Raw genomic sequence first — 20508 nt, forward strand, 5'->3', positions numbered from 1 at the left:
AGCGATCATGAGCCAACGTGTGAGTTGGGTACTCGATGCCGACCACGTATCCTGCAACTAATGCCTGCGGGCGGGTGCCGCGGTGGACCGACTTGTTCATCACGCAACGATCATTCGAAATGAACGTTGAAAGCTATCGACGACGTTCCACCCATGGGGGTCAAACGCCGGCGCGGCAGGCCAGCCTCATTCGCGACAATCAAAGGCACCGCCAGTTTGTCGCGCGCATTGCCTCGCCTGAACTGCTCCCTGAGAATGGGTTATTGCCTCATCTAAATTGCTCCCGCCGAATCAACCTCGGGAGCTGTGATGAGGAAGGTCAGCATGGCGACACGTGCGGAATTGGTGGCAGCGATCAGTTGTCGCTATGTGTTAGGCGGGCGGGCCGAGAAGGCGAGGATGTTAGACGAGTTCGTGGCGCTCACGGGCTTTCATCGCAAGCATGCGATGCGACTGCTGCGAGGAGAACGCAAACCGGCGAAGGGTGGTCCTCGGCCAGGGCGCCGGGTTTACGGCGACGACGTGCGGGCAGCGCTCGTCGTTGTTTGAAGCCAGCGGCCAAGCGAGAGCGGCGGAGGCCCGATCCTCTACTCGCCGTCACTGCCGAACTCGAGGAATGGTTCGAGGCGGAGCCTTGGCGAACTTCGCGAGAGTTGCTTGAACGCTTGCAGGTCAAATGCCCCGGCGTGTATCCCGACGGCCTCATTCGGACCGTGCAGCGCCGAATGAAAATCTGGCGCAGTACACAGGCCAATGCGCTGGTGTTCGGGCCATTCGCCGATGCCGCGCGGCAGACGGAAAGTATAGAGGTCGGGCAGTGAGATCATTACCGAACAATACAGGATCGTCATCCGCGCTCTTACCGCCAGGTTGGCCTTCGACAACCGACCCCACCGGAAAACATGATGACCGCCCGCGAAGCCGCCCGCTCGCTACAGCGCTATTGAGAGGCGCGCTCGCGAGCGGCTTCGCTACCTCCGTCACCTGCACCAGGTGCGGGGATACGATCGGAACAACCCGTGAGGCATTCGAAAACATCGAGTGAGGCAACGACATTATTCTCCGGGAACACTCTTGGGTGAGGCAATACGGCGTCTCATCCTGATCGCCGCCCCATAGGTCGCATAACTATCAGGCGTGCAACGGGTTCTGCAAGCAGCTACGCCGCAATGGTTCCGTTGCCTGAGGCGGCGAAATCAGAAAGGCCGGCGGAAAGATTGGTTGGAATCGGAAATTCTGACGGCACCCTTCACGCTGCATGTCCAACACATCACTCGAACTGCTTAAATGAAGGCCAATTTTAGCGGGCTCCGCATGGCAAGCGGCAAGCTGGCGAGCCTCTGTGTCGGCCTGATGGTCGCGTGCAGACGATTGTCGGCAAGCCGTCGCCATATGGTGTTCGGCCATGCCTTGAGGGCATGATTGGATCTGGCTTTAGCATGCTGGGCGGCGGTCGGCAGGCATTAGGATCGAGGTTCCAAATTTGAATTTCCGGAGGACCGGCATCGATGTACCCAAGACGGAACCAGCCGCGCGATGACGATTCTCGCGAAGTAAGTGGGTGGATCGAAGGCGTGACCGGAGCTTTCGAGACGGACGCCTGGATCGACGACTACTATTCAGAGAGCCGAGACCTGGAACAGGATCCGAGCGACTTGCGCGGGCAGCAAGACGTCGATGCCGCAACGGAGACTCACGTGGTCTCAACCAAGGTTCGCAAGCGTGGTCGCCCCGCCGACCGAGACATGCATCCTGATGACGAGACCCGCATCAACCAGTTCGCGGAAGCAGTCCGAAACTACGAAATTCTACCCGACGGTAGCGTCGGCCGAGGGGACGGAAGGGTTCCCGAGGCTACCGTCGAGAATAATTTAGGGATTCTTAGGAGGTTCGCTCGTTGGCTCCGAGCAGAAAACAGAGATTCGATGGCTTCTCGGCTTTTAAACGATCCAGATTCGCTAGCCGGTGATATCGCGGATTACTGGGCAAACGGTGGGGACGATCGTAAGCGTCTTAACTCAGCACTGTCTCATTTCAGGAGGCTCTCGCCTGAGGGGCAAGAACTCCAAGCCGTTGGACCTGGGCCGCGCCTGATGGGCCGCCGAATTCATGATCCTTATCCAGACGACGCCCTCATTATTGAGGCCTTGGCCAACGAAGAGCGGAGTAAGCTCCGACCGGTCTCGACTTCCCGGAAAAATGCCAGTAACCAACGAAAATTTAGCGCTTGGCTCAAAAGGGAGGGCAGGGAGAGCATAGTCAGCCGACTCACGGGTACTGATGAGCAGCAACGGTCGTTGCAGGAGGATTTTAGGAAATTTACCGAGGCCGAGGGAAAAGTGGTCGTGAGTTTAGATCGGCTGCGGCAGTATCAAGGCGCCGAGTCCCAGTTGAAACAGCATAATCCTTATCCCGACGACGCCCTCATGATTGATGGCTGCGCCAACGAAGAGCTGAGCAAGCTCGGATCGGACTCGACTTCCAAGAGGAATGTTGTCCGGATTACGGCCATAAATCAACGGAGGTTTAGTAATTGGCTCCAAAAGAATGGTAGGGGGAGCATAGCCAGTCGCCTGACTGGCAGTGATCAGCAGCAAGGGTCGTTGAAGGACGATTTTAGGGGCTTTACCAAGGCTGAAGGAAGAATAAACGTGGGTTTTGATCGGCTGCGGCAGTATCTAGGCGCCGAGTCCCAGTTGAAGCAGCATGATCCTTATCCCGACGACGCCCTCATTATTGAGGCCTTGGCCAACGAAGAGCAGAGTAAGCTCGGACCGGTCTCGACTTCCCGGAAAAATGCCAGTAACCAACGAAAATTTAGCGATTGGCTCAAAAGGGAGGGCAGGGAGAGCATGGTCAGCCGACTCACCGGTACTGATGAGCAGCAACGGTCGTTGCAGGAGGATTTTAGGGCCTTTACCAAGGAGGAAGGAAAAAAAGTGGTCGTGAGTTTCAATCGGCTGCGGCAGTATCTAGGCGCCGAGTCGCAGTTGAAACAGCATGATCCTTATCCCGATGACGCCCGCATCATTGATGACCTAGCCAAGGAAGCGCTGAGCAAGCTCGGATCGAACTCGACTTCGCAGAGGAAAGTAGTCTTGAATCTGGCCAGCAATCAACGGAGGTTTAGTGATTGGCTCCGAAAGAAGGGTCGGGGGAGCATAGGCAGTCGCTTGACTGGCAGTGATCAGCAGCAACAGTCGTTAAAGGACGATTACAGTAACTTTACCAACGCTGAAGGAAAAAGAATAAGCGTGAGTTTCGATCGGCTGCGGCAGTATCTAGGCGCTGAGTCGCAGTTGAAACAGCATGATCCTTATCCCGACGACGCCCTCATGATTGATAGCTTCGCCAACGAAGAGCTGAGCAAGCTCGGACCGGACTCGACTTCGCAGAGGAGAGTCGTCTGGAGACTGGCCAGCAATCAACGAAAGTTTAGTGATTGGCTGCAAACCAGGGGTAGGGAGAGCATAGCGAGCCGGCTCAACGGCAGTGATCAGCAGCAATGGTCGTTGAAAAAAGATTACCAAGACTTCACCGAAGACATGGGAAAACACACTATCTCTTTCAAGCGGCTTCGGCAGTACCAGCAAGTCGTTGAGGCGAACGCAGCGTCGGGGTTGTCCCCTGAGCAGGCAAGTGGCCGGGAACCGGCCGGTCTGGACGGCCGTTCGGATCCACGTGCCGAGTTCAGATCAACTTCGCCGCTGCAGCAGGTTGATCCATCGATCGAAGGCCGCAGCGGATTGTCGCTCGACCATATCGAATGGCTGGGCGACCAGCATATCCAGACGGATTATGAGCTGCTAATGCAGGACTTGCAGCGAAACGATCCGGATCTCGCCGCCAGGACGCGGCTTATCGATCCCCTGATAGCCCATTATCATCTGCGCCTGGGCGATGAGAGCACCGCGCTGAGCGCTTTCCAGCGCATCGTTAATGATCAGAATGGAAGAGATACAGCCGACTTCCTGTTCCTTCCAGTGAGCGATGCCAGTGCTTCGGATCCTGATCACCGCGGCACCCATTGGTCGCTGCTACTCGTTGACCGTCGCAACCGCGAGGGGCCGGCTGCCTATCACTATGACTCCTTCCGGGGCCAGAACAACGAGTTTGCAGCAATGCTCGCACAAAGGTTGGGTACCCGTCTGGAGCCCGTCCGCATGACCCAACAGCGCAACGACTATGATTGCGGAGTCTTCGTGGTTGACGGCACGCGGGCGCTCGTTAGACGACTGGCACGAAGAGGCCGGCCAGCCGTGCTGCACCTCGACAACCTCGTCGCCGATCGGGAGCAACTCCAACGACGTCTGAGCCCCGCGCCCAACAGTGCTCGAGCGGGGGCTGCGGCGGCTGGACCGGAGTCCTCCACACAGATCGCCGATCCCGCAGAGTTTTGGCATGGAGTGGGTCAACCCGGCCAGCTTCCCGATAGCTGGAATACAGCGACCTTCCGGCAGGATTTGCCGTCAGCCGCCTATTCACCGGTGCAAAGCGTCAATCCGCCAGACGCACCATGGGAGCAAAGCTTGGGGGCATCGATCTTCGGCACCCCACAGTACACGCTGCCTGTGGACGACTTGGGAGGATTTGTCCCTCCGAGCTGGCAACACGGCAATCAACCGGTACCAGATGACCTTCTGCCTGCAATGTACTTGTTTGACTTGCTGCCGAGCGCGGACAAACCCACCAACTTCAGTATCCATGGTGTGCCCTACACGGCCACTCTGGGGCCATCAGGCATGCAGAGCGACATTTACCTTTTCCTGCAATAGGGTGGAGATGGATCGAGCAATAGATGCCAGTGGTTCTTGAAAAAGCACCAAACCGTTGAGAGAGAATCCGTTTTTACGCGGCCACGTGCAGCGCGCCAACCCAGATGAGACGATCCCCAGTGCCGGGGCAACATCGAATGGCGGGCTCCGCATGGCAAGCGGCAAGCTGGCGAGCCTCTGTGTCGGCTTGATGGTCGAGTGCAGACGATTGTCGGCAAGCCGTCGCCATATGGTGTTCGGCCATGCCTTGAGGGCATGATTGGATCTGGCTTTAGCATGCTGGGCGGCGGTCGGCAGGCATTAGGATCGAGGTTCCAAATTTGAATTTCCGGAGGACCGGCATCGATGTACCCAAGACGGAACCAGCCGCGCGATGACGATTCTCGCGAAGTTAGTGGGTGGATCGAAGGCGTGACCGGAGCTTTCGATACGGACGCCTGGATTGAGGATTGCTATCCAGAGAGCCGAGAGATGGAACAGGATCCGACCGACTTGCGCCTCGGTTCGCACGATAGTGACGCCGGCGACCGTGTGCCGCGTCGCAGTTCCGTGGGCGGTTCGATGCGAGTGACGCCGCAGTCGCTGGCGCCGGAGAGGGGTTCGGGGCAGCAAGACGTCGATGCCGCAACGGAGACTCACGTGGTCTCAACCAAGGCTCGCGTCGGCGCCAAGCGTGGTCGCCCCGCCGACCGGGACATGCATCCCGATGACGAGACCCGCATCAACCAGTTCGCGGAAGCAGTCCGAAACTACGAAATTCTACCCGACGGTAGCGTCGGCCGAGGGGACGGAAGGGTTCCCGAGGCTACCGTCGAGAACAATTTAGGGATTCTTAGGAGGTTCGCTCGTTGGCTCCGAGCAGCAAACAGAGATTCGATGGCTTCTCGGTTTTTAAACGATCCAGATTCGCTAGCCGGTGATATCGCGGATTACTGGGCAAACGGTGGGGACGATCGTAAGCGTCTTAACTCAGCACTGTCTCATTTCAGGAGGCTCTCGCCTGAGGGGCAAGAACTCCAAGCCGTTGGACCTGGGCCGCGCCTGATGGGGCGCCGAATTCATGTTCCCTATCCCGACGACGCCCTCATTATTGATGCCTTGGCCAACGAAGAGCGGAGTAAGCTCCGACCGGTCTCGACTTCCAAGAGGAATGTTGTCTGGAATATGGCCAGCAATCAACGGAGGTTTAGCGATTGGCTCCAAAGGGAGGGCAGGGAGAGCATCGCCAGTCGCCTGACTGGCAGTGATCAGCAGCAACAGTCGTTAAAGGACGATTACAGTAACTTTACCAACGCTGAAGGAAAAAAAATAAGCGTGAGTTTAGATCGGCTGCGGCAGTATCTAGGCGCCGAGTCCCAGTTGAAACAGCATAATCCTTATCCCGACGACGCCCTCATTATTGAGGCCTTGGCCAACGAAGAGCGGAGTAAGCTCCGACCGGCCGCGACTTCCCGGAAAAATGCCAGTAACCAACGAAAATTTAGCGCTTGGCTCAAAAGGGAGGGCAGGGAGAGCATAGTCAGCCGACTCACGGGTACTGATGAGCAGCAACGGTCGTTGCAGGAGGATTTTAGGGCCTTTACCAAGGAGGAAGGAAAAAAAGTGGTCGTGAGTTTCGATCGGCTGCGGCAGTATCTAGGCGCCGAGTCCCAGTTGAAACAGCATAATCCTTATCCCGACGACGCCCTCATGATTGATAGCTTCACCAAGGAAGAGCTGAGCAAGCTCGGATCGGACTCGACTTCCAAGCGGAAAAGCGTTTTGAATCTGGCCAGCAATAAACGGAGGTTTAGTGATTGGCTCCGAAAGAAGGGTCGGGGGAGCATAGCCAGTCGCCTGACTGGCAGTGATCAGCAGCAACAGTCGTTAAAGGACGATTTGAGGGCCTTTACCAAGGCTGAAGGAAAAAGAATAAACGTGAGTCTCGATCGGCTGCGGCAGTATCTAGGCGCTGAGTCGCAGTTGAAACAGCATAATCCTTATCCCGACGACGCCCTCATGATTGATAGCTTCGCCAACGAAGAGCTGAGCAAGCTCGGATCGGACTCGACTTCGCAGAGGATAGTCGTCTCGAAGCTGGTCAGCAATCAGCGAAAGTTTGGTGATTGGCTGCAAACCAGGGGTAGGGAGAGCATAGCGAGCCGGCTCAACGGCAGTGATCAGCAGCAATGGTCGTTGAAAAAAGATTACCAAGACTTCACCGAAGACATGGGAAAACACACTATCTCTTTCAAGCGGCTTCGGCAGTACCAGCAAGTCGTTGAGGCGAACGCAGCGTCGGGGTTGTCCCCTGAGCAGGCAAGTGGCCGGGAACCGGCCGGTCTGGACGGCCGTTCGGATCCACGTGCCGAGTTCAGATCAACTTCGCCGCTGCAGCAGGTTGATCCATCGATCGAAGGCCGCAGCGGATTGTCGCTCGACCATATCGAATGGCTGGGCGACCAGCATATCCAGACGGATTATGAGCTGCTAATGCAGGACTTGCAGCGAAACGATCCGGATCTCGCCGCCAGGACGCGGCTTATCGATCCCCTGATAGCCCATTATCATCTGCGCCTGGGCGATGAGAGCACCGCGCTGAGCGCTTTCCAGCGCATCGTTAATGATCAGAATGGAAGAGATACAGCCGACTTCCTGTTCCTTCCAGTGAGCGATGCCAGTGCTTCGGATCCTGATCACCGCGGCACCCATTGGTCGCTGCTACTCGTTGACCGTCGCAACCGCGAGGGGCCGGCTGCCTATCACTATGACTCCTTCCGGGGCCAGAACAACGAGTTTGCAGCAATGCTCGCACAAAGGTTGGGTACCCGTCTGGAGCCCGTCCGCATGACCCAACAGCGCAACGACTATGATTGCGGAGTCTTCGTGGTTGACGGCACGCGGGCGCTCGTTAGACGACTGGCACGAAGAGGCCGGCCAGCCGTGCTGCACCTCGACAACCTCGTCGCCGATCGGGAGCAACTCCAACGACGTCTGAGCCCCGCGCCCAACAGTGCTCGAGCGGGGGCTGCGGCGGCTGGACCGGAGTCCTCCACACAGATCGCCGATCCCGCAGAGTTTTGGCATGGAGTGGGTCAACCCGGCCAGCTTCCCGATAGCTGGAATACAGCGACCTTCCGGCAGGATTTGCCGTCAGCCGCCTATTCACCGGTGCAAAGCGTCAATCCGCCAGACGCACCATGGGAGCAAAGCTTGGGGGCATCGATCTTCGGCACCCCACAGTACACGCTGCCTGTGGACGACTTGGGAGGAGCTGTCCCTCCGAGCTGGCAACACCGCAATCAACCGGCACCGGCTGGCCTTCGGCTTGCAATGTCCTGGCTTGAGTTGCTGCCGAGCGCGGACAACCCCCAGACCAGCATCACTATCCATGGTGTGCCCTACACGGCCACTCTGGGGCCATCAGGCATGGAGAACGACATTTACCTTTTCCTGCAATAGGGTGGAGATGGATCGAGCAATAGATGCCAGTGGTTCTTGAAAAAGCACCAAACCGTTGAGAGAGAATCCGTTTTTACGCGGCCACGTGCAGCGCGCCAACCCAGATGAGACGATCCCCAGTGCCGGGGGCGACATCGAATGTGCACGTCGTCAGTCTTCCTTCAAAACGTGACGTTTGGCCAGCATCCCAAGAGGCGACGGCTGTCGCATCTGAAGTGTAGACAGATACGGATGCGGGAAGAGCCTCGGGTGCGAAGGATGCTGGCGCGGCCGCTGAAGTGCTTAGTGCCGTCTATGACGGCCTATCCTTTGCGGGTTCTACTATGGCTTCAGGCCAGGACGAAACCTGCCCATGGCGCCGGATGCATTTCATGCGGCGATCATGAGCCAACGTGTGAGTTGGGTACTCGATGCCGACCACGTATCCTGCAACTATCAAACTATGCCTGCTGTCAAGCGAAGTGAAGATTTGACCCCGTAGGCGAAACGAAGAACTGACCCCTTCATTGATTTGCTGTTTCGTTTGTCTCAAGCGCTGTTCCGGCCTTCTGCAGAAGGCCGGAACGGCGCTTTTCGCGAAGCCTGTAGCTATCACCTCGGATGGTGATCACCGTCGAATGGTGCAGCAGGCGGTCCAATATCGCGGTGGCGACGACAGGGTCTCCAAAGACGCTCCCCCACTCTCCGACCGATCGATTGGAGGTAATCAGGATCGATCCCCTTTCATAGCGGCGAGAGACCAGTTGGAAGAACAGGTGGGCGGCGTTAGCTTCGAAGGGCAGATATCCCAGCTCGTCGATGATCAGCAGTTTCGGCCGCGATAGGATTGTCAACTGCTTGTCCAATGAGCCATCGTTATGGGCCTTGGCGAGCATCGCAACCAGAGTGGCCGCCGTGACGAATTGAACGTTGTAGTTCTGGCGGATTGCTTCTCGGCCAAGACTGACAGCAAGGTGCGTCTTACCGGTGCCCGGAGGTCCGAGGAATAGGACGGTGTCGCCGTGAGCAATCCAGCGGCAGGTTGACAGCTCCCTGATCTGTCCTCGATCCAGCGAGGGCTGTGCCTCGAAGTCGAAGCCATCGAGTTCGCGTACGCAGGGGAACTGCGCCAACTTGCTCGACATCGAGATGCGCCGTTCATCGCGCCGGGCAATCTCTCGTGAGACCAGGAACGCCAGAGCTTCGCGCAACGTCATCTTCGAGCGGGCCGCCTCGTCCAGCAACGTGTCGAGTTGATCGCGGATCGCCGTCAGCTTTAGCCGATCGAGTGTCGCGATGAGTAAATCGTGATCGACGGTCGTCATCACCAGCCACCTCCAACAACGGCCTCGTATTCCGCAAGAGGTCGCAGCAAGGCGGCTGGTGCCAGCTCGACTGGAGCGGTGCGAACCAGTCCTTCGCTACCCGCGACGCCAACAAAGTGATCCCGGTCGACGATCCGTTGTCGCCGTCCCTGGCAGAGAGGATGATCGGCCACAACCTGGCCAGCGTGACGGATAATTACACGGCCAGCCAATACAACGACTTGGACGCTCTCGCCGATGAGACGCCAGGGTACGGAATAGCTGTTTGTGTCGAGATCGATGGCGCAGTCCGCCTGCACTTTGCGCACGAGGTCGCGTAGTTGTCCAAACGGTGCGCGGCCGGATAGCGGCCGAAGGGCTTCGGCCTCCGCAGCAAAGCGTTCAATTGGTGCTTCACCAGTCGTGCCGTGTTCTCGTCGGTCTGCGATCTCTCGTATCCATCGGTCAAGGTGCGCCTCGAACGAAGCCCAGTTCTCAAACCGGCGACCAGCGATAGCATTCTTCTTGACGTACCCGACCCCGCGCTCGTCCTTCCCCTTTGTTCGCGCCCGGTAGGGAGCGCAAGCGCGTGGCGCGAAGCCCCAGTAACGGGCAAACGCCCAGAGTCGCGCATTGAAGCGAACCTCCCGGCTAACCGCGTCGTGATGTTCGACAAGTGCCTTCGCATTATCCAGCAAAACCTCAACGGGAACGCCGCCAAACCGAAGAAACGCGCCTTCCATCCCCTCGAACCAATCTGTCTGCCCTTCTCTCAATGAGGCACGGATATGAATGCGTCTGGAATAGCTTAGCGTGGCGACAAAGACGTTTACCCGAAGCCGCTCGTCACCGATCCAGACACGCGTCTGCCCGAAGTCGATCTGCAACTGACGACCAGGCGGCGTTTCAAACCGCACTGTCGCACGCTTTTGCGCCTTGAGTTCCCGCCGCCATTCCCGGACTCGAAGCTCTACCGAACGCAAACCGATGATAATTCCATGCTCGCTCGCCAGCTCCTGCCGGATCACATCGGCATTGCCATCATGGCGAAAGAAGCGTTCACGAAGCCAATCATCAAGGCCATCAAAAGCACTCCTCCGAACCGGCTTCTTGAAGGGTACCGCTCCACCCTCACGAAGATATCGACGGACAGTGTTGCGAGCACATCCAAATTCCTTCGATAGACGCTTGGCACCCCAACCAAGCTCGTGCAGCCGCAACATTGCCACCACCTCATCTGCCTCAAGCATATCTTCGCCCTGCATCGTTCCCCACGATGCAGGATGCGCTGAAATCGCACTTGTCATCCATCTCTCCTCGTTGTCACACGAGGGGGCAGTTCTTCATTTCGTTAGGGGGTCAGTTTCTCATTTCGCCTGACACCTGCGGGCGGGTGCCGCGGTGGACCGACTTGTTCATCACGCAACGATCTTCGAAATGAACGTCGAAAGCTGTCGACGACGTTCCGCCATGGAGGCCAAACGCCAGCGCGGCAGGCCAGCCTCATTCGCGACAATCAAAGGCACCGCACAGTTTGTCGCGGAGCGGCAATCAGACCACGATGAAGCTCTTGCCAGCGACAATCAACATGATAACTTCATCCCGACCGCGACATAAGAATCTCATCCAGATTGTCGCGCGCGTCTCATCCTGATCGCCGCCCCATAGGTCGCATAACTATCAGGCGCGCAACGGGTTCTGTCAGCAGCTACACCGCAATGGTTCCGTTGCCTGAGGCGGCGAAATCAGAAAGGCCGGCGGAAAGATTGGTTGGAATCGGAAATTCTGACGGCACCCTTCGCGCTGCATGTTCCACACATCACCCGAAACTGCTTAAATGAAGGCCAATTTTAGCGGGCTCCGCATGGCAAGCGGCAAGCTGGCGAGCCTCTCAAGCCATGTGCCGGCCTGATGGTCGAGTGCAGACGATTGTCGGCAAGCCGTCGCCATATGGTGTTCGGCCATGCCTTGAGGGCATGATTGGATCTGGCTTTAGCATGCTGGGCGGCGGTCGGCAGGCATTAGGATCGAGGTTCCAAATTTGATTTCCGGAGGACCGGCATCGATGTACCCAAGACGGAACCAGCCGCGCGATGACGATTCTCGCGAAGTAAGTGGGTGGATCGAAGGCGTGACCGGAGCTTTCGATACGGACGCCTGGATCGAGGACTACTATTCAGAGAGCCGAGACATGGAACAGGATCCGAGCGACTTACGCCTCGGTTCGCACGATAGTGACGCCGGCGACCGTGTGCCGCGTCGCAGATCCGTGGGCGGTTCGATGCGAGTGACGCCGCAGTCGCTGGCGCCGGAGAGGGGTTCGGGGCAGCAAGACGTCGATGCCGCAACGGAGACTCACGTGGTCTCAACCAAGGTTCGCGTCGGCGCCAAGCGTGGTCGCGCCGCCGACTGGGACATGCATCCCGATGACGAGACCCGCATCAACCAGTTCGCGGAAGCAGTCCGAGGCTATGAAATTCTACCCGACGGTAGCATCGGCCGAGGGGACGGAAGGGTTCCCGAGGCTACCGTCGAGAACAATTTAGGGATTCTTAGGAGGTTCGCTCGTTGGCTCCGAGCAGCAAACAGAGATTCGATGGCTTCTCGGTTTTTAAACGATCCAGATTCACTAGCCGTTGATATCGCGGATTATTGGGCAAGCGGTGAGGACGATCAGAACCGTCTTAACTCAGCGCTGTCTCATTTCAGGAGGCTCGGACCTGAGGGGCAAGAACTCCAAGCCGTTGGAGCTGGGCCGCGCCTGATGGGCCGCCGAATTCATGATCCCTATCCCGATGACGCCCGCGTCATTGATAGCTTGGCCAAGGAAGAGCTGAGTAAGTTCGGACCGGTCTCGATTTCTCAGAAAAATGCCAGTAACCAACGAAAGTTTAGCGATTGGCTCAAAAGGGAGGGCAGGGGGAGCATAGTCAGCCGACTCACGGGTACTGATCAGCAGCAACGGTCGTTGCAGGAGGATTTTAGGAAATTTACCGAGGCCGAGGGAAAAGTGGTCGTGAGTTTAGATCGGCTGCGGCAGTATCTAGGCGCCGAGTCGCAGTTGAAACAGCATCATCCTTATCCCGACGACGCCCTCATGATTGATGGCTTGGCCAACGAAGAGCTGAGCAAGCTCGGACCGGACTCGACTTCCAAGAGGAAAGTTGTCCAGAATATGGCGATAAATCAACGGAGGTTTAGTGATTGGCTCCAAAAGAATGGTCGGGGGAGCATAAGCAGTCGCCTGACTGGCAGTGATGAGCAGCAACGGTCGTTGAAGGACGATTTTAGGGAATTTACTACTAACGTTGAAGTAAAAATAAGCGTGGGTTTCGATCGGCTGCGACAGTATCTAGGCGCCGAGTCGCAGTTGAAACAGCATGATCCTTATCCCGACGACACCCGCATGATTGATGGCTTCGCCAATGAAGAGCTGAGCAAGCTCGGACCGGACTCGACTTCCAAGAGGAAAGGCGTCTTGAATCTGGCCAGCAATCAACGGAGGTTTAGTAATTGGCTCCGAAAGAATGGTCGGGGGAGCATAAGCAGTCGCCTGACTGGCAGTGATGAGCAGCAACGGTCGTTGAAGGACGATTTTAGGGAATTTACTACTAACGTTGAAGTAAAAATAAACGTGAGTCTCGATCGGCTGCGGCAGTATCTAGGCGCTGAGTCGCAGTTGAAACAGCATCATCCTTATCCCGACGACGCCCTCATGATTGATGCCTTGGCCAACGAAGAGCTGAGCAAGCTCGGATCGGCCTCGACTTCCAAGAGGAGAGTCGTCTGGAGACTGGCCAGCAATCAACGAAAGTTTAGTGATTGGCTGCAAACCAGGGGTAGGGAGAGCATAGCGAGCCGGCTCAACGGCAGTGATCAGCAGCAATGGTCGTTGAAAAAAGATTACCAAGACTTCACCGAAGACATGGGAAAACACACTATCTCTTTCAAGCGGCTTCGGCAGTACCAGCAAGTCGTTGAGGCGAACGCAGCGTCGGGGTTGTCCCCTGAGCAGGCAAGTGGCCGGGAACCGGCCGGTCTGGACGGCCGTTCGGATCCACGTGCCGAGTTCAGATCAACTTCGCCGCTGCAGCAGGTTGATCCATCGATCGAAGGCCGCAGCGGATTGTCGCTCGACCATATCGAATGGCTGGGCGACCAGCATATCCAGACGGATTATGAGCTGCTAATGCAGGACTTGCAGCGAAACGATCCGGATCTCGCCGCCAGGACGCGGCTTATCGATCCCCTGATAGCCCATTATCATCTGCGCCTGGGCGATGAGAGCACCGCGCTGAGCGCTTTCCAGCGCATCGTTAATGATCAGAATGGAAGAGATACAGCCGACTTCCTGTTCCTTCCAGTGAGCGATGCCAGTGCTTCGGATCCTGATCACCGCGGCACCCATTGGTCGCTGCTACTCGTTGACCGTCGCAACCGCGAGGGGCCGGCTGCCTATCACTATGACTCCTTCCGGGGCCAGAACAACGAGTTTGCAGCAATGCTCGCACAAAGGTTGGGTACCCGTCTGGAGCCCGTCCGCATGACCCAACAGCGCAACGACTATGATTGCGGAGTCTTCGTGGTTGACGGCACGCGGGCGCTCGTTAGACGACTGGCACGAAGAGGCCGGCCAGCCGTGCTGCACCTCGACAACCTCGTCGCCGATCGGGAGCAACTCCAACGACGTCTGAGCCCCGCGCCCAACAGTGCTCGAGCGGGGGCTGCGGCGGCTGGACCGGAGTCCTCCACACAGATCGCCGATCCCGCAGAGTTTTGGCATGGAGTGGGTCAACCCGGCCAGCTTCCCGATAGCTGGAATACAGCGACCTTCCGGCAGGATTTGCCGTCAGCCGCCTATTCACCGGTGCAAAGCGTCAATCCGCCAGACGCACCATGGGAGCAAAGCTTGGGGGCATCGATCTTCGGCACCCCACAGTACACGCTGCCTGTGGACGACTTGGGAGGATTTGTCCCTCCGAGCTGGCAACACGGCAATCAACCGGTACCAGATGACCTTCTGCCTGCAATGTACTTGTTTGACTTGCTGCCGAGCGCGGACAAACCCACCAACTTCAGTATCCATGGTGTGCCCTACACGGCCACTCTGGGGCCATCAGGCATGCAGAGCGACATTTACCTTTTCCTGCAATAGGGTGGAGATCGATCGAGCAATAGATGCCAGTGGTTCTTACATTCTAACTTTGCGGTTACAATTGCTGTCAAAGCTGATTAGAGGGGCGACATTGTCAGCCAGTTAGAAACGCGACGCTGGCTCTGATGATCAGCCCCGATCCGACCGGCTGGGCCGGGTTGAAAGGGCGGAGCGGGGGCGGGTGAGGGGCACCTATCGGCTTTAGCTTTAAGACGATGCGATCGACGCCTCACTCGGCAGCATCGCGCTTTGCCAGCGCAGCTTTATGGCGTTCGATGACGGCCGGATCGTTCGTAAAATCCTTCCGCCGTCCCGGACCGTGAGCACGTCGCACATAGCCGTTCTTCTCGCTGTTGGTCATCACCACCGGCTTCGACGGCTGCTCCTGACGCTCCTTGATATAAGACAGAACGTCGCCGAGCCGTTTGTTCTCGGTGATCGCCGCATGCGTCACCCGCTGGTCCTTGTCGAAGGTTTTGTAGGGCAGGGAATGTCCCTTCCATCGTACATCGAGGCGGCCGTCGGCATAGGCATAGGTCTCGACATAGCGGCCAACAGCCGCCGCACCTGGCGCTCGCTGAGAGCAAGCACATGCGACGCCGACACCATCGTCATGCGGCCGTCGGCAACCTTCGACAAAACCTCGATCCGCTGCAGATCACGCTCGCTCATCGCTATCAATCCCATCTGCAATCTCCGCCGTCATCAAAACGGGGAGAGTGTGACATTCCAACTTTGCAGAATCAGGACACTTCAACTTTGCGTGTGACTTCTAATGTAAATGCAACAAGGGCTTAAGGCTGCTACAGGGCAGGGAGATCAGCCCCCGATCCGACCGGCTGGGCCGGGTTGCAAGGGAGGAACGGGGGCGGGTGATGACGCTCCCCTTTGGCTTTAGCTTTCTCAGTAGCAATTGTTCCGTCGCCGGTTGATACTCGCTTGCACCTGCATGGGACGGGGTAGGGATCAAAGCCGCACGATGCTTCCGGAAATCAATCTGCACGGGGACGTCGATGTCGCCGCTCTGTCACCACTTGTTCGTGGCATGCTTCTTTCGATTGCCTATGCTGACGGTGAGGGTGGCATAGGATTGACGGCGACCGGCGCCATGAACCGCAAGTTCGTGCATTGGGCCGCTGTGCACTTCCTCTGGCCGGGCTTCACAGCCGAAGACCTCTACAGCATGAACAAGGTGCTCAATGAAAGCGACATGCCGCCGCTTTGGGTCGTGCGTGACATGACCCATCATCTGAAGCTTCTTCGCCGGAAAAAGGATGTGCTGCTGCCAACCAGACGCGGCCGGGAGTTTCTGGTGAACCCGCAAGCCTTCTTCGATCTGGTCGCCACGGATTATCTCTATTCGTATGTCCACGCCACCGAGCGGGAAGAGGAGGTCCGAGCGCGTTTACGCTGGTGGCGCATGTTCCTCAATCTTCTCAATATCAAGGCCAGAGAAGGTTGCACGCCAATGGAAGTTGTGAAGGTCCTCTATCCAGACCTGGCGCCTCTGTCGGACACCGAAATGACCATAGAAGCCTGGGAGTTGAAATCCGATCTTCGGTATGGCGTCTTCCAACGCTTATGCTGGCTCGGCTTGCTCTATGAGGCACGAGAGGGGCTCTCTCTTCTGCAGGATGGATCCTTCCACAAGACGCCACTTTGGGCAGCTTGCCTGCAGTTAGAGTCGGATACGCAAAGCGATATCGGCGTGCATTGACGATCTCTATCCTGCCGCTGGCTGCCTAATAACGCTTTCTCTCGCCGCGCAATCACCGCAGGATCATTCATAAAATCCGTCCTCCGCCCCGGCTTGCCGTCATTTGTTCACTTCACGCCTGAACACTTCAGCTGGGGTGTGGAAACCAAGGCATTTTCTGGGCGTACTGTTCAACCGATCGATCAGTAATCCTATCAATTCATCAGGAACTGACAGGACAGCAGTATCCCTCGGCAGGTAACGCCGAATCCGCCGATTCATGTTCTCGACGGAGCCTTTTTGCCAGGGCGCAGACGGATCGCAGAACCATGCATCGGTTCCCATTCCTTGCTTCAGTCGCCGCCAGGAGACGAATTCAAATCCGCGATCAAACGTCAAACTTTGCCGGGCATGCCTGGGCAGGGGGCTGAGCACGTTGATGAGCCGCTCCATGATCGGCTTGGACTGCCGGTCGTTGTTCTTGAACAGCATGGTGAACCGGCTCGTCCGCTCGACAATCGTTGCCACATTGGCATTGCCCTGAACCCTTTCGAAGATCATGAGATCGGCTTCCCAGTGACCGAATTCCTTGCGATCGTTGATGGCTTCCGGCCGATGTTTGATCGAACGCTCATCTGGAAAGACTGGATTCTGCGGCTTGCGAGCATATCGCGGCCGGCGCTTTCTCCGCCGTTCCGGTAGAAGCCGCGCGAGTTGCTGCCTTTGTCCTTCTGGTGAATAGACATATCGGTAGATCGTCTCGTGACAGACGCTTGCCTTGGCCGCTGGTTCGATCTTCAGTCGTCCAGCAATCTGTTCCGGTGACCAGCCGGATTCCAACTTTCCGATCACTTCGTTCCGCAGATCCTCGCGACGAAAGAGCTTGCCGATCCGCCGGCGCCTTTCGCGCGCCATGTCGTTGGCGGTCATCGCCCAGTAGCCCTCGGCATCGGGGAATTCCTGATCGTGCCAGTAGTTGCGTTTGATCTCCCGGGAGATGGTCGCACGGTCCCGGCCGAGGCGTCTGGCGATCTCAGACTGGCTAAACTTCTGATCCAACATCCTGGAAATCGATCGGCGTTCGTCAAAGCTCAAATGCGAAAAGGTACGGCTCAAACCATGGCTCCCGAAAGCAGGCAGCTTAGCGCCTTTGTTGCAGTTCGAGATAGAATGTGCCGCGGCTACAACACCAAATAGCATAATCAACGTTATGGAACTTTACGCTGAACCGGCCGCGATAGTTACAAGCAGGTCCTTGGCATCGATCTGGTCGCCGGCTTTGACGAGAACTTCGGCGATCGTGCCGTTCTCCTCGGCGTGAATTGCCGTTTCCACCTTCATCGCTTCGGTCGACACCAGCACATCGTCGGCATTGATCGCCTGTCCGGGCGACACAAAGACGCGCGAGATGGCGCCCGGCATCGGTGCGCCGACATGAGCGGCATTGCCGGGTTCGGCCTTGGGTGCGAAGACGGCGGCCGGTGACGCTGAGGAATTTTGCGAGCTCTTGCTGTTGGTTCCTCGCGGACCCGAGCCGCATCTCGTTGTGCACCTAACCGGCTCGGCTCACGTGACAACAAACACAAGAACATCTGGTTGTTTCGATCGAGTTTGGCGCAGGAGGCGCAGGAGGCGCAGGAGGAAAATCAACATGACTGTCGCGGCTAGGCCCATGATTGCCAAAGCGTATAGGCCTGTGGAAAAACCTCCGGGCTGACTACGGAGATACCCTATAACGAACGGCCCCACAAATGCTCCTAGGTTCCCGAGTGAGTTAATGAATGCGATCCCGCCGGCGGCAGCGGAGCCACTAAAGAAGCAGAAGGCAGCGCCCAAAGGGTCCCTTGCAACCCAATATGCCGCGCATGAGCATCCCTCGCCAGAACCCGTCAGGGCCGGGTTGATCTACCGTACGGCCGGGGCAATACTCCAGGATTGGCTTAGCTCCTCCGATGCGTCAAAATTCCGCTTGATGAGTGCCATATCAAGGCATAACCAATCGGCCATTCTCCGATTCCCGGAGAATTGCCGGACATGACTTGGAGCAGGTGCCATTTCTCCGCAGCCATCCCGGATATTGCAAAAGGACCGATACCATGTGCTTTGAATGCAATTCCTCCCCACTCAGCCGTCGCTCCCTGCTGAAATTTGCCGGCATCGGAGGCGTGGCCGTCATGACTGCAGGCTTTGACATGACCATGCCGGCATTCGCCTCGAACGCTCCCGCCCTCCTGCCGGATGAAGCACTGGCAAAACTCCAGGAAGGCAACAAGAAATTCGTCGCCGACACGGAAGCCTGCGCCGCCAATATTTCCAAGCGCCGGCAGGACGTCGCCAAGAGCCAGGCACCTTGGGCGATCGTGCTGACCTGTTCCGACAGCCGTGTCGTGCCGGAACTTGTATTCGGCGGCGTGACGCTCGGCGAACTCTTCGTCGCCCGCAATGCCGGAAACGTGGTCGACACCGATGTGCTCGGCACGATCGAATATGGCACCGAACATCTGCATGCGCCGCTGATCGTCGTCATGGGCCACAAGCGTTGCGGGGCGGTCTCCGCCGCCTGCGAGGTCGTGTCCAAGGGCACCAAGCTCGATGGCTCAATCGGCAAGATGACCCAGCCGATCCTGCCCGTGGCTTTGGCGGAGACCGATCGCGGCGACAATTTTGTCGACAAGACCGTCCATGCCAATGCCTTCAACGGCGCCGAGCGCATCCTCACCGAAAGTGCGATTGTTTCTCGCCTGGTCGAGGAAGGCAAGGTGAAGATCGTGCCCGCCTATTATGATCTCGATACCGGCGTGGTCGATTTTCTGCACAAGGTCTGACCTACGAGGCGACTTCATGTTGCCGACGGCTATCCGCGGGCGCCTCGTCGCGTTCGCGGAACCATAGTCGCTGATGACCCTTGCCGCCCGCAGCATCACCCGGCGGGTTACGCGGGCCGGAGCTGAGGTCGCGAGCTGGCTGCCTGGGCGACGCTCTTCTGGAAATTTCCGACCATACGCCTGCGCAACTTGGTGAGCTCAATCGACAGGTCCGACAGCTGCGCGATGACATCTATCGGAACCTGGGCAGCTGGGCCGCGCCCTCCTGAGCCAGTACAAGGACATAGGCGTCGCTCGTTTCAAAGAACGCGAGACAATCGGCCTCCGGCAGGATCTCAACAAGATCAAGACGGCGAAACCGCCTGTGGAGCTTGAACGCAAAGGCGCGATCTGGGTTCAGCCAACCCTATTCGCTGAATCGAGTATCGCGCCTGGAGGCATAACGGAAAACTACGGCATCGAAACTGGCCGCATTGATCGAAGATTGGTACGAACCGTGAAATTGACGTAAGCGACAAGCTGACCCCATCTGGCGTCAGTAGCGTTGGCCGCTGTATTGCGGACAGACGATTCACAAACTGTGAGCTTCTATGTCTGCGCCTAGCTCTGGAACTAGAAACTTCCATATGATCGAGGCTGTTCCGGAACGGCTTGAGGGCGCCCCACGGCAATTTCGGCGCCGCTGGTCCGATGATTTTAAAGCGCGGGCTGTGGCTGAGGCAATGGAGCCCGGCGCAAGCGTCTCAGCCATTGCGCATCGCATCGGCATACATCCCTCGCAGCTATTTGGCTGGCGTCGTGATGCTCGTGACGGACAACGATCCTCCTCGCAAGATCGGGCTGGTCAGACGGAGACTGGGACGATTGGCACACGTGCGATGATCGAGCTTATCATCGGCGACGTCGTTATCCGGGCCGACGCAGATATCGGCGAAGCACACCTGCAGCGGGTGATCCGAGCGGTGCGGTCGGCATGATCCGGTCCGGCGTGAAGGTCTTTCTTGCGAGCCATCCCATCGACTTCCGAAAGGGGCCGGACAGCTTGCTTTCGCTGGTACGGGATGCTGGCAGTGATCCGTTCAACGGTGCACTTTATGTCTTTCGGGCCAAGAGAGCAGACCGAGTCAAGATCGTGTGGTGGGATGGCTCCGGCGTTTGCCTCTATGCGAAGCGGCTGGAAAAAGCCCAGTTCTGCTGGCCCCGGATCGGCCATCATCGCGTCCAGCTCAATCATGCCCAGCTTCTGGCTTTAGTCGACGGAATGGACTGGAAGCGGGTTCGATCCACGCCGGTGAAGCCTCCCGAGATTGTTGGGTAAAACCGCTGCGGCGAA

General features: G+C 57.6%; 12 protein-coding genes and 4 pseudogenes. 10 read left to right on the forward strand and 6 right to left on the reverse strand.

What is annotated here, in order from left to right:
• Positions 1-324: 324 nt before the first annotated feature.
• The 4 genes and pseudogenes from Tal182_RS32950 (at position 325) to Tal182_RS25715 (ending at position 8216) form a co-directional block, all read left to right on the forward strand.
• On the forward strand, positions 325-549 hold the full coding sequence (locus Tal182_RS32950; RefSeq protein ID WP_245344882.1) for a hypothetical protein: 225 nt from the start codon (positions 325-327) through the stop codon (positions 547-549).
• 8 nt (positions 550-557) lie between these two features.
• Positions 558-821: pseudogene (locus Tal182_RS32955) on the forward strand (transposase); the annotation flags it as partial.
• A gap of 687 nt (positions 822-1508) precedes the next feature.
• On the forward strand, positions 1509-4775 hold the full coding sequence (locus Tal182_RS25710; protein WP_085861386.1) for a Ulp1 family isopeptidase: 3267 nt from the start codon (positions 1509-1511) through the stop codon (positions 4773-4775).
• Between the two features lie 561 nt (positions 4776-5336).
• The gene (locus Tal182_RS25715; protein ID WP_245344884.1) at positions 5337-8216 is read left to right on the forward strand and encodes a Ulp1 family isopeptidase; all 2880 of its coding nucleotides are present in this window, start codon (positions 5337-5339) and stop codon (positions 8214-8216) included.
• A 503-nt stretch (positions 8217-8719) separates the two neighbouring features.
• On the opposite strand, the gene istB is transcribed toward Tal182_RS25715, so the two are convergent.
• The gene (istB, locus tag Tal182_RS25725; RefSeq protein ID WP_085861388.1) at positions 8720-9520 is read right to left on the reverse strand and encodes an IS21-like element ISSme2 family helper ATPase IstB; all 801 of its coding nucleotides are present in this window, start codon (positions 9518-9520) and stop codon (positions 8720-8722) included.
• Positions 9520-10806, reverse strand: coding sequence for an IS21 family transposase (gene istA / locus Tal182_RS25730; RefSeq protein WP_085861389.1), 1287 nt, complete (start codon positions 10804-10806; stop codon positions 9520-9522). Before istA ends, istB begins: the two co-directional genes overlap by 1 nt.
• Before the next feature lie 88 nt (positions 10807-10894).
• Here istA and Tal182_RS25735 point away from each other — a divergent pair.
• Both Tal182_RS25735 and Tal182_RS25745 read left to right on the forward strand, forming a co-directional pair.
• Positions 10895-11116, forward strand: a pseudogene (locus Tal182_RS25735) (hypothetical protein); the annotation flags it as partial.
• Between the two features lie 574 nt (positions 11117-11690).
• On the forward strand, positions 11691-14654 hold the full coding sequence (locus Tal182_RS25745) for a Ulp1 family isopeptidase (RefSeq protein WP_245344885.1): 2964 nt from the start codon (positions 11691-11693) through the stop codon (positions 14652-14654).
• A gap of 229 nt (positions 14655-14883) precedes the next feature.
• Here Tal182_RS25745 and Tal182_RS25750 read toward each other — a convergent pair.
• A pseudogene (locus Tal182_RS25750) lies at positions 14884-15210 on the reverse strand (ISNCY family transposase); the annotation flags it as partial.
• Positions 15105-15341: a hypothetical protein gene (locus Tal182_RS31555; RefSeq protein ID WP_094299122.1), complete on the reverse strand. Its 237-nt coding sequence runs from the start codon at positions 15339-15341 to the stop codon at positions 15105-15107. The pseudogene Tal182_RS25750 and the gene Tal182_RS31555, both read right to left, overlap by 106 nt.
• Positions 15342-15633: 292 nt before the next feature.
• On the opposite strand from Tal182_RS31555, the gene Tal182_RS25755 reads away from it, so the two are divergent.
• Entirely contained in the window at positions 15634-16371 is a 738-nt protein-coding gene (locus Tal182_RS25755; RefSeq protein WP_085859525.1) for a hypothetical protein, read from the forward strand.
• A 99-nt stretch (positions 16372-16470) separates the two neighbouring features.
• Here Tal182_RS25755 and Tal182_RS25760 read toward each other — a convergent pair whose 3' ends face one another.
• The gene (locus Tal182_RS25760; protein ID WP_085859526.1) at positions 16471-17466 is read right to left on the reverse strand and encodes an IS30 family transposase; all 996 of its coding nucleotides are present in this window, start codon (positions 17464-17466) and stop codon (positions 16471-16473) included.
• A 102-nt stretch (positions 17467-17568) separates the two neighbouring features.
• Positions 17569-17811 (reverse strand): annotated as a pseudogene (locus tag Tal182_RS25765) (biotin/lipoyl-containing protein); the annotation flags it as partial.
• 635 nt (positions 17812-18446) lie between these two features.
• Here Tal182_RS25765 and Tal182_RS25775 point away from each other — a divergent pair.
• From Tal182_RS25775 to tnpB, 3 genes are all read left to right on the forward strand, one after another.
• Entirely contained in the window at positions 18447-19175 is a 729-nt protein-coding gene (locus Tal182_RS25775; RefSeq protein ID WP_051679592.1) for a carbonic anhydrase, read from the forward strand.
• Positions 19176-19801: 626 nt separating this feature from the next.
• A complete protein-coding gene (locus Tal182_RS31950; protein WP_082935752.1) occupies positions 19802-20152 on the forward strand; it encodes a transposase in 351 nt (116 codons plus the stop codon).
• The gene (gene tnpB, locus Tal182_RS25780) at positions 20149-20493 is read left to right on the forward strand and encodes an IS66 family insertion sequence element accessory protein TnpB (protein WP_085861393.1); all 345 of its coding nucleotides are present in this window, start codon (positions 20149-20151) and stop codon (positions 20491-20493) included. The genes Tal182_RS31950 and tnpB overlap by 4 nt, the downstream gene beginning before the upstream one ends.
• Positions 20494-20508: the final 15 nt, after the last annotated feature.

Origin of the sequence: Rhizobium sp. TAL182 (assembly GCF_002117725.1) — a bacterium.
Taxonomy (GTDB): domain Bacteria; phylum Pseudomonadota; class Alphaproteobacteria; order Rhizobiales; family Rhizobiaceae; genus Rhizobium; species Rhizobium esperanzae.